This window comes from Ruegeria sp. BHSA123 (assembly GCF_059613425.1).
In genome coordinates, this window is sequence record NZ_JBXWSL010000076.1 from 1 (window position 1) to 11,220 (window position 11,220).

The 11,220-nt window shown below is 59.3% G+C and carries 7 protein-coding genes and 1 pseudogene; 6 read left to right on the plus strand and 2 right to left on the minus strand.

Annotated elements, in window-relative coordinates:
• Together AC2FNC_RS18395 and AC2FNC_RS18400 are read right to left on the minus strand one after the other, a co-directional pair.
• Window positions 1-3,027 (minus strand): hypothetical protein (locus AC2FNC_RS18395; RefSeq protein WP_496716194.1); only part of this gene is annotated, 3,027 nt, incomplete at its 3' end.
• A 245-nt stretch (window positions 3,028-3,272) separates the two neighbouring features.
• Window positions 3,273-3,902, minus strand: a complete 630-nt coding sequence (locus tag AC2FNC_RS18400; protein ID WP_480496195.1) for a response regulator transcription factor — start codon at window positions 3,900-3,902, stop codon at window positions 3,273-3,275.
• A 220-nt stretch (window positions 3,903-4,122) separates the two neighbouring features.
• Between AC2FNC_RS18400 and AC2FNC_RS18405 the strand changes: the two genes are divergently transcribed.
• From AC2FNC_RS18405 to glyA, 6 genes and pseudogenes are all read left to right on the plus strand, one after another.
• Window positions 4,123-5,364 (plus strand): pyridoxal-phosphate-dependent aminotransferase family protein, encoded by a 1,242-nt coding sequence (locus tag AC2FNC_RS18405; protein WP_496716195.1) that lies wholly within the window; start codon window positions 4,123-4,125, stop codon window positions 5,362-5,364.
• A gap of 15 nt (window positions 5,365-5,379) precedes the next feature.
• On the plus strand, window positions 5,380-6,579 hold the full coding sequence (locus tag AC2FNC_RS18410) for a malate--CoA ligase subunit beta (protein WP_480521298.1): 1,200 nt from the start codon (window positions 5,380-5,382) through the stop codon (window positions 6,577-6,579).
• On the plus strand, window positions 6,576-7,463 hold the full coding sequence (sucD, locus tag AC2FNC_RS18415) for a succinate--CoA ligase subunit alpha (RefSeq protein ID WP_480607526.1): 888 nt from the start codon (window positions 6,576-6,578) through the stop codon (window positions 7,461-7,463). The genes AC2FNC_RS18410 and sucD overlap by 4 nt, the downstream gene beginning before the upstream one ends.
• Complete coding sequence (locus AC2FNC_RS18420; protein WP_496716197.1) at window positions 7,463-8,434, plus strand: 2-hydroxyacid dehydrogenase; 972 nt, start codon at window positions 7,463-7,465, stop codon at window positions 8,432-8,434. Before sucD ends, AC2FNC_RS18420 begins: the two co-directional genes overlap by 1 nt.
• On the plus strand, window positions 8,434-11,064 hold the full coding sequence (locus AC2FNC_RS18425) for a phosphoenolpyruvate carboxylase (protein ID WP_496716199.1): 2,631 nt from the start codon (window positions 8,434-8,436) through the stop codon (window positions 11,062-11,064). Before AC2FNC_RS18420 ends, AC2FNC_RS18425 begins: the two co-directional genes overlap by 1 nt.
• Window positions 11,065-11,086: 22 nt before the next feature.
• Window positions 11,087-11,220: pseudogene (gene glyA, locus AC2FNC_RS18430) on the plus strand (serine hydroxymethyltransferase); the annotation flags it as partial.

Genomic DNA, 11,220 nt, shown 5'->3' on the forward strand with positions numbered 1-11,220 from the left:
GTCAGCAGGCAGGACCGGCGCGTCGCCAACCGGCGGCGGTGTCGGGCTGTCCTGCCAGTTCCAGAAGCGGCGGTGGTCGATCATCTCGCAGGAATTGCAGCGGCCCAGAACGGCCTCGCCCAGCAATCCCCTGGTCGGCAGTGAAATCGTGCGGCGCGGTGGCCGGAAATCCTCGCGGTGGAAGGCCAGCAGACTGTCCTGAATATCACCGGTCCGCATCTCCATCCGGTCGGCCAGATCGGGCGGGATCGAGAAGGGCATGATCATGGCATTGCCATAGAACCCCAACACCTTGTTCTGGACGGTGCTGAGCAGCGATATCTCGCTTGAGGCATCGTCCAGCCCGCCTTCCGGTACCCCGATGGTGAAGCGTTCCAGCAGGATCGCACGTTCTTCGTCCGTCATGCTGGCCCAGATCACGCGGGAATAGCGAACGGTGTTGGCCACAACATGCTGGTACATCTCTTCGATGCGGCGCAGATCCCGGCGTGAAAGAACGTCCGGCACCTCCTGCACGGAAAAGGGCAGGGTGGCAGGCAGCGCCTGGAACGTATTGTCATCAACAACGGTCTGGGCGTTTTCATTCATACGCGCCTCGAACTCACTGACCATGGGCGGACCCACCAGATCGTCAAAGTCCGAGCCCGAGATGGTAGTGCGAAGGCTGCGGTTGATATTGCGGGTGGCCCGGTCCAGATCGTCAGCATCTTCCAGATTGGCCAGATGTTCCCAGATGTTGAAAATGTTGATGGGATCCGGACCAGTGTAGAACGAATAGGCAAACGAGCCCGTCCGCCTGCGCAGCTCGACACGGGCGATATCCGACCGCTCGACCGAACGGGGCAAAGCCACAGACCCGGTATAGGTCCGGCGCTTGGTCGGGTCACGCCGCGCATCAGCCAGCCGGACAAGCAGGTTCTCGCGGGTTTCCGCTGGCAGGTCATGCAGGTTGTCGATGTCTATCGGCGATCCGGTCAGCGGCACAGGTCCGACCCGGTCGCCATCCTGCGTGAAGATTACGGCTGAAATGTCATCATTGGGCATGAACGTGCCCTGCGCCTCGAAACTGACGATGTCCTGTGCGACACCGGGCGCGTTCTGCGGTGTTGCGTCCTTGTCCGCATAAAACTCTTCCAGAAGCTTCAGGGCGCTGCGGAATCTGCGGCGGTTTCGGAACACGCGCCGGAACACTTCTGCATGGCGCAGGATGACCTTGTACCGGCTCAGCAATCCGGACCGGGTGACATTGCCCGGCAACTGGTCACCTTGCCCCAGACGGCGGAAGCGGATGAGTTGCATCGGCACAAAGACCACCAACTGCACGCCCTCGATACGCGTTTCCAAGGAAAAGTCGCGCAGGACTTCGAACCATTGCATGGTCATTGCGTGGCAATGATTGCGGTTGGCCACGAATTTCGTTGTGGCCGTTCGCCGATCCGTCGCAGTTGCAGTGCGCACACTGGTCCGTGCCGAGTTGCGCTTGACCGAAGCCGCCCGTTCAAGCGCGGCAGAGAATGTCTCATGCGTGTCGGACAGAAAATCGCGCGATGTGTTCTGCGTGTTGGACGAATTGCCGGAAGAATTCGAACTGGACCGTGCGCCGCTGAAGCCCACGCCGCCGACTATGGCCCCGATGCCTCCGAACAGGCCGCCACCAACGCCACCTGCGCCCCCGAAGCTCTTTGAAAAAGCGCGCGTCGAAAACGAGGATGTACCCTGAATCACCTCATCCAGCGCAGTTTCAAACGCACTGTCAAAGGACGTGTCGCGGGCTTCTTCGAATTCCTGTTGCTCTTCAAAGGTCAGGCTCTCTCGTTCACGTACGCTCAATGTTTCGCGCTGTTCCGACACGACAATCCGCTGCTCTTCTCCGGGGGCAAGCGGCAGGGAATAGACCAACCGACCCAAAGACATGCCAGCGTGAACAGCAGTCGACCGCATCTTGGCAATATAGCCAAGCGCAAGGCTCGACGCTTTGGGCACATCCTGCGGCCGTTCCTCAAGATCTTCAAAGAAGTCTTCGATATCAATGGGTTCGTCAATCGGAATCCGGTCTCGAAAATCCCAATCACCCCCGTCATTGTTAAACGCCGCCAGAAGCGCTTCGGCTGACAGATTGGCCTGAGCAAAGGCTGTGCCCGGGATAGTCGTCACAAAGCGGCCCCCACCTATGGGGCGCGTTCGAACGATATTCTTGGGCCCGACGAGGGGATCAATCAGCCGGTACAGAACCGAATAGCGCCGCCGTGAAACCGTGCCGCCTTCGGTTCGGTACTCCGACGCGCAATCGCCCTCGCCCAGCACGATAGGGGCCTGTGTACCGGTGAAATCTGATATGTTTTCTTCGGCATCCTCGGGATCCACCGGCAAGATATCGGCCAGCTCACCGACGATCGAACGCTGCAAAGGCAGGACAGTGCGATCCAGCACCACAAGACCCATTTCGCCGTCCAGCGCGTCAACGCGTGGCACGGCTTCTGTCAGGGTGGTGTTCTGACCCCTGATCCGTAACCGCAGGCCGGTCTGCGGCAGGCGGAGATTAGGCAGATCAACCGAAAAAAGACCACGCGCGTCCGTGACGGCGGCTTTGACAGCCCACGAAAAATCTGCGTTGTCGATCCCTTCATTGGCGGTAAAGGTGGGGCGCAGGACCTCGACGATCACGCGTTCGGCAGGGGTCCCGTCAGGGTTGATCAGTTCCCCCCGCAATTTCGGGGCGAGGGTGGGAACGACCGCCCCCAGAAAGCCTCCGGCCAGATCTTCGCGAATGGTTGCAAGCTGACGAAAAACCGCACCAGTCGACTGGACGCGCCGGTCGACCAGATCGTTGATCACTTCTGAGGACAGCTCAATTCCGACGCCACGGCGCAATGCTTTGAGCTTTTCCGCCTCAACCCGCTTCTGATCCTCAACGCTGTGCGCACCAGCCGCGACAGTGCCGGAAATTTCCGCTGATATCGATGGGCTTGGCCGAAGATTAGGTAAGGACAGTGTTATGCGCGGGGGCTCACTGTTGGAGTCGGACATGAACGTCACCTCTCGAGAAAGAGCTGAAAAAACGAGATGTCAGAAAAATAAGTCAAATCATTAAAGGTGACCCAAGGTAACATGGTTGGGGGATTCGCGGAAGCAACGCAGGGTTGTACCCGCTGCAACGCGCGGCAAAGCGCTCAGGACAAGCGTAGTGTCTCTTGCCGCTGACGGTATCCAGAATTGGTCAGGGCCAGAGGAAAAACCTGTCGGGAAACACCGGCAGCCAGATCGCCTTTGGTCTAGTTTCGCGACTGCTGAGACGAATAGAAATACGCAATGGCCTGCGTGCGGTTTTTGACACTCAGCTTTTCGTAGATGTTGGACAGGTGGAACTTGACCGTGTTGGTCGAAATCTGAAGTTCCTTTGACAAATCCCGGTTCGACATTCCCTGCGCCAGCGCCTCCAGAATTGCGCGTTCTTTACGGGATAGGCTCTGGATCGGGTCCTGTTGCATTTTCCGGATATCTACGAACGGGAACACCATCTTACCCGCCGCGACTTTGGCGCAGGTTTCCAGCAGGCCCTCAACCTCGCCCGTGCGGGCGGCAAATCCAGCCGCACCCGCCTGCATCGCCAATCGCGGGACATCGCCGCCAGTGTCGCCATAAACGACAAAGCGCGGGGCGTTGGGCTGATCGCGCAGAACTTCGATCAGTTTGGCAGCGCCTAAAACCGGAAGCGTCCAGTCGACGACACCGACCTGAACGGGAACCCGCATCACCGTTCCCAGAAACCCTTCGGCCGTTGCTGACGTGGCCATCAGCGAGAATCGGGGGTCCCGCTCGAATATCTCGGACATGGCCGACAGAACCAGCGGGTTGCCGTCCGCCAGCATGATGTCGATGGGTTTGCTCGGTGTCTCAACCATATGATTTTGCCCCGAATTCGGAAAAACCTACCCATAAGAATAGGTAGATTCTTTGTATACCTTCGTATTTTTACCAAAACGGGTAGGTATTGCCCCATCCTATTGGCCATCCAAAAGCAGTAGTAAGTTACGTTGCGTCATAAGGCAAGCTCGCGTTTCCTGCTCGGTAACTTGACACGACGGGCCGCAATGCCCGGCCAACAGCCGAGGATGCCAGACCATGACTTTTCAGATTTTCCCTCCGCTCGAAATCCCCCAAACCCTCGCTGCGGGGCCGGGGCCGGGTAACACGGATGCCCGCGTCCTCAAGGCCTTTGCCAATGCAGGCGTTGCCGATCACATGCAGGGGGACGTCCTTAGGGGGATGGTCGAATGCAAGCACATGCTGCGGAAAATCTGGGGCACCCAAAACGCCTATACCTTTGCTGTTGCCGGCACCGGTTGGAGCGCCCTGGACACCATGTTTTCGGCTGTCATGCCTGGCGACAAGGTCGTAGCTTTTGCCAACGGCACATTCTCGGGGATCGACGCGCTGACCCTGCGGTTCAAAGCGGCGACGCCCGAAGAACATGCAGCCAACCCGATGTCGCCTCAGGCCGCCAGCGTCACCGTGATCGAGGTTCCGCACGGCCAGCCGGTCACCGGTGATCTGGTCGAGGCGACTCTCGCGCAGCACAAACCGAAATGGGCTTTCATGGCGCATTGGGAAACCGGATCTGGCCGCATCAATGACCTGCGCGGATTTTCCGACGCGTGCGAACGTCATGGCGCGATGGGTCTGATCGATGCGGTGTCGTCTCTGGGCGTCGATGACTTCTCGATAGACGATTTTCCGGGCATCGCCGGATGGGCGTCCTGCCCGCAGAAAGGTCTATGCTGCCTGCCGCTGACCTATGCCCCTGTCAGCTTTACCGACGCCTATATCGCATCACTCAGAACCACCGGTGCCTATACCTATGTGCACAATCCCATCTTTGAGGCCCGCCATTGGGGCATTGTTGATGGGCAGGATGTTGAAAAGGGCACCTATCACCGCACCCATTCGGGCTACGCCGTTGCGGCCTTCCATGAATCCCTGCGCCTGACCCTTCAGGAAAGTCTGGCCAATCGGTCCGCGTCGTACAAGACGCACGAGAAGGTTCTGCGCGACGCTGTTACCGAAATGGGCTGCGAGGTCACCTCCGACATGCCCAGCCTGATTGTGCTGAACCTGCCCCCGGAACTGGCTGGCCGCGAGATGGAGCTGGTCCAGAACTGCCGTGCGCGCGGGTTTGGCATCTGGCCGACCCTCAGCGAACCCGTGCAGGTGCGCATCGGCATCCTCAACCAATTGAACCGCGAGGCCGTCAGCCGGATTGTGCGTCTGTTCGCCGAAGCCATCCGAGAACTGGGCGGAACGGTCAATCAAGACGCAATCGAAGACCTGCTGGAAAGCCGTTACGGCACCTCAATCGCTGCATAAACAGGAGCGGATCAGATGGATATTCACGAATATCAGGCAAAGGAAATTCTTTCGAATTTCGGTGTCGCCATACCATCCGGCGCACTGGCCTACAGTCCGGAGCAAGCGGCCTATCGGGCGCGTGAGCTGGGCGGTGACAAATGGATCGTCAAGGCGCAGGTCCATGCAGGCGGTCGCGGCAAGGCCGGAGGGGTCAAGCTGTGCAACACCGAGAACGAAATCTATCAGGCCTGCGATGATCTGTTTGGTCGCAAGCTGGTCACGCATCAGACCGGCCCCGAAGGCAAAGGCATCTATCGCGTCTATGTCGAAGCCGCGGTGCCGATTGACCGCGAGATTTATTTGGGTTTAGTCCTCGATCGGTCAAGCCAAAGGGTGATGATCGTGGCCTCGTCCGAGGGCGGGATGGAGATCGAGGATATCTCGGCTGACCGCCCGGAAAGTATCGTCCGCTCCATCGTGGAACCGGCGGTTGGGCTTCAGGAATTTCAGGCGCGCGAGATCGCATTCAACCTAGGGCTTGAGCCCAGGCTGATCCAGCAAATGGTGCGTACGCTACAGGGCTGCTATGCCGCTTTTAGCGAGCTTGACGCGACAATGGTCGAGATCAATCCGTTGGTCATCACGGGTGACGACCGGGTACTGGCGCTTGATGCCAAGATGAGCTTTGACGACAACGCCCTGTTCCGCCATCCACAAATCTCTGAACTGCGTGACAAAAGCCAGGAAGACCCGCGCGAAAGCCGCGCGGCCGACCGCGGACTGTCTTATGTCGGGCTGGACGGAAATATCGGCTGCATCGTCAACGGTGCCGGTCTGGCGATGGCCACGATGGACACGATCAAGCTGGCCGGTGGCGAGCCTGCAAACTTCCTCGACATCGGGGGCGGGGCTTCGCCCGAACGTGTGGCCAAGGCATTTCGTCTGGTCCTGTCGGACGACAATGTTCAGGCCATTCTGGTCAACATCTTCGCCGGTATCAACCGCTGCGACTGGGTGGCCGAAGGCGTCGTTCAGGCCCTGCGGGAACTTGACCTCGACCTGCCCGTCGTCGTGCGGCTGGCTGGGACAAATGTCGAAGAGGGCCAGAAGATTCTGGCCAAATCCGGCCTGCCGATCATTCGCGCCTCAACGCTGATGGAGGCGGCAGAACGCGCTGTTGGCGCATGGAAAAACGACCTTACTCAAGGCACCAAGATGAGGGCTGTGAAATGAGCATTCTTCTCGACCGTGACTCGCGCGTCATCGTGCAGGGCATTACCGGCCGCATGGCTCGGTTTCATACCAAGGACATGTTGAACTATGGCACCAATGTCGTGGGCGGCGTCGTACCCGGCAAAGGTGGGGAAACCGTCGAGGGTGTTCCGGTCTTTGACACCGTTAAACAGGCTGTCGAGGCGACCGGCGCGGATGCCAGCCTTGTTTTCGTGCCCCCGCCATTTGCGGCTGATTCAATCATGGAAGCCGCAGATGCCGGTATCCGCTATTGTGTCTGCATCACCGACGGGATTCCGGCGCAGGACATGATCCGGGTGAAGCGGTACATGTACCGCTATCCGAAAGATAAGCGCATGGTGCTGACCGGGCCGAACTGTGCCGGTACGATTTCCCCAGGCAAGGCGCTGCTGGGCATCATGCCGGGCCACATCTATCTGCCCGGCCATGTCGGCATCATCGGCCGCTCGGGCACGCTGGGCTATGAGGCTGCGGCGCAACTGAAAGAACGCGGCATCGGTGTCTCGACCAGTGTCGGGATTGGTGGCGACCCGATCAACGGGTCATCCTTCAAGGACATCCTTAAGCGCTTCGAAGAGGACGAGGACACCCATGTCATCGCCATGATCGGCGAGATCGGTGGCCCGCAGGAAGCTGAAGCAGCGGAATACATCCGCGACCACATCACCAAACCGGTGATTGCCTATGTCGCGGGTCTGACCGCCCCGAAAGGCCGCACGATGGGCCACGCGGGTGCGATCATCTCGGCCTTTGGCGAAAGCGCCAGCGAGAAGGTCGAGATCCTGTCCGCCGCCGGGGTGACCGTTGCCGAAAACCCCGCTGTGATCGGTGAAACAATTGCCCGTGTGATGGAGGCCGCGTGATGGTCAAACCCTCGGTTCTTGTGACCCGTCGCTGGCCTGCCGCCGTCGAGGCGCAGCTGGCCGAGAATTACAACGCTGTTCTGAACACCGGGGACAAACCCATGTCCCCGGCCGAAATTCGGCAAGCCTTGAAAACATATGACGCGGTGCTGCCAACTGTAACGGACACACTGAGCGCCGAAGCAATGGACGTCCCTGGTGCGCAGACCAAAATACTGGCCAATTACGGTGTCGGATACAGCCACATCTGCGAACCTTCGGCGCGTGAGCTGGGCATGACCGTGACCAACACGCCCGATGTTCTGTCCGAATGCACCGCCGATATCGCCATGACCCTGCTGCTGATGGTGGCGCGGCGCGCTGGCGAAGGTGAACGCGAGCTGCGGTCCGGCACCTGGACCGGATGGCGGCCCACGCATCTGGTTGGAACCAAGGTCAGCGGCAAAACGCTGGGCATTATCGGCTATGGCCGCATCGGGCAAGAGATGGCCCGCCGTGCGCATCATGGCTTTGGCATGGACATCCTCGTCTACAACCGCAGTCAGATAGCGCCGGATGTGCTGGCCAGGTGCAATGCAACGCAGGTGGCCTCGATTGACGACTTGCTGCCGCAATGCGACTTCGTCTCGCTGCATTGTCCCGGCGGGGCTGACAATCGGCATCTGATCAACGCGCGCAGGCTGGGCCTGATGAAGCCCGACGCCTTTCTGATCAACACCGCGCGCGGTGAGGTGATCGACGAATGGGCGCTGATCCAGGCCCTGATGTTCGAGATGATCGGCGGGGCCGCGCTGGACGTGTTCGATGGTGAACCCCGTATCAGCCCGGACCTGCTGCAATGCGACAACCTCGTGATGCTGCCACATCTGGGCAGCGCCACCCGCGAAGCGCGCGAGGCGATGGGGTTTCGGGTTCTCGATAACCTGAGTGATTTCTTTGAAGGCCGAGAACCCCGGGACCGCGTGATCTGATGCAAGCGCTGGCCCCGAATATTCAGCCCACCCCCAACCCTTCGAGCTATGCCGAAGGGTTGCGCTCGGAATTGCGGGCGTTGTGGCGGAACATATTGCTGAAACGGGCGCCACATGTTGCGGCATGGGCCGAGGTCACGCCGCTGCAACCCATTCCCACGGGACCCGAGGCAACGCCGTATTTGCAGGCCCTTTCGATCTGGTTCCAACTCTTGTGCATCATCGATGAAAACGCCGAAGTTCGGGACCGTCGACTGACCGAAACCCAAAACGGCGCAGAAGCGGTAGAAGGCGGTTTTGCCGAAGCCCTGACAGACTTGTCCCTGACCTATAGCCAGGTTGAAAAGCTGACCGCTGACCTGTGTACCGGTCCCACTCTGACCGCGCACCCGACCGAAGCCAAGCGGGTTACGGTTCTGGAAATTCACCGGCGTATCTACCGCAACCTCGTCAGTCTTGAAACACAACGCTGGACGCCGACCGAACACGCCGAATTGCTGAATGGTCTGGAGGGAGAGATTGATCTCTTGTGGCTGACAGGCGAACTTCGCCTGTCGCGCCCAAGCCTGCACGACGAGATCGAATGGGGGTTTCAGTTCTTCCGCGATGCAATCTTTGATGCTGTCCCGCAGGTTATGGGCCGATTCGATCAGGCCTGCCTGCAAGTGCTGGGACGTACGCCGAGTGAAACTCCTGATATCCGCTTTCACAGCTGGATCGGTGGCGACCGGGATGGCAACCCGAATGTCACGACCGAGATAACCGCATTGGCGCTGAAACGCGGACGCGAAACAGTTCTGGACCTTTATCGTCAAGCTCTTGAGCGTGCCGCAAAAAGGTTGAGCATCAGCGCGCTGATATTGCCTTTACCTGAACCTGTCAGGACGCAAGTACAAGCGATAGTCGACCGGGCTCCGGTCGATGGCCGCAATCGGAACGAACCGTTCCGGCAAGCACTCAATGCCATTCGCTATCGGCTGACAAACAGCGGATATGATCACATCTCGCAATTCGTGGGCGATCTCGACACACTTGATACCGCTTTATGTGCGGTCAACGCGGATATTCTGGCGCGGCAGCACATCCGTCCGTTGCGCCGGGCCGCTTCGGTTTTCGGGTTCCGGACCACAACGCTGGACATTCGCCAGAATTCGACCGTCACAACCGACGTTCTGGCCGAAATCTGGTCGCATAACGGACAGGTGCCGGTTTACGACACGGTCGAATGGTCTGCCCGCTTGCGAACCGAACTGGCCGATCAGAACCTGCCCTATCAAAACCGCGACGCGTTAAGCGATCAGGCGCGGGAATTGCTTGCCCTTCTGGCTCTGGTCTATGGTGTGCGATCGGGACCGGACCCCAAAGCAATAGGGCCCTTCATCCTGTCCATGACCCGTTCGGCCGACGATATTCTCGGCATCTACCTATTGGCCCGCTATGCCGGGTTTGGGTCCGAAACTCTGGATCTTTCGGTAGTCCCATTGTTCGAGACAATTGCCGATTTGCGAAATGCCCCATCGATCCTGCTCGACGTTTTGGCTGTTCCGCTTGCCCGTCGCAGCCTCAAAACCGACGGTAGAGTAATCGAGGTGATGCTGGGATATTCGGACAGCGGCAAGGACGGGGGCTATTTCTGCTCAACATGGGAGTTGGAGCGCGCCCAACGCCGGATCGTCTCGGCGCTGGCCTCGCAAGGTTTCAAGGCCACGTTTTTCCATGGTCGCGGTGGCTCGGTCAGCCGGGGCGGTGCACCGACCGGGCGCGCCATCGCCGCGCAACCCAGCGGAACAGTTGCCGGGCGGTTGCGCGTGACCGAACAGGGCGAAGTTGTTTCGGCCAAATATGCCAACCGGGGCACGGCTGCGGCGCATCTGGAGTTGTTGCTGTCAAGCACGATGCGCCATACGGCGACCCCTGACGAGGCGCCTTCACGGCCTGAATTCGATGACGCATTGGATGCTTTGTCAGAGTTGTCACAGACAGCGTATGTCTCGCTTTTGCAGATGCCGGGTTTTCTGGACTATTTCCAGCAGGCGAGCCCTGTCCAAGAACTTGCCCGCCTGAAAATGGGGTCCCGTCCGACCCGTCGGTTCGGCGCGGCCAGTCTGGACGACCTGCGGGCCATTCCATGGGTCTTTGCGTGGTCGCAGAACCGCCACCTGATCACTGGTTGGTACGGGTTCGGCACCGCCATGGCCAGTTTTCGCAAGTTTCGCGGCGCGCGCGGTGATGACGTGTTGCACGACATGTTTCGACACTCCCGCCTGTTCCGCCTCGCCGTCGATGAGATGGAAAAATCGCTCTATCAGACGGATATGGAAATCGCAGCGCAGTATGGCGAATTGGTCTCTGATATCGAGATCCGCCAACGTGTATCGCAGGTAATCAAGGCGGAATACGATAGTGCCTGCAAAGCGATCCGGTTTCTGACAGGTGGTCAGGTCATCGGCCATCGCTTTCCCCGCCTTTGCGAGAGGTTTGACCGCAAACAGGCCGAATTGGCCCGCATTCATGCTCTTCAGGTCGAACTGCTGCAACACGCCCGCAACGAACCGCAGGCAGGGTCAGTTCCCGTGCCCCTGCTGCAATCCATGAACGCCATTTCCGCTGGTCTTGGCTGGACCGGCTAACCATTTTCAGGAGATCAAAACTGTGAACGCCCCGCATCGAACAAACGGATTTTTCACCCAGTCCTTGTCGGACCGCGATCCTGAGCTTTTTGGCTCGATCCGGTCTGAGCTGGGTCGTCAGCGCGACGAGATCGAGCTGATTGCGTCCGAGAACAT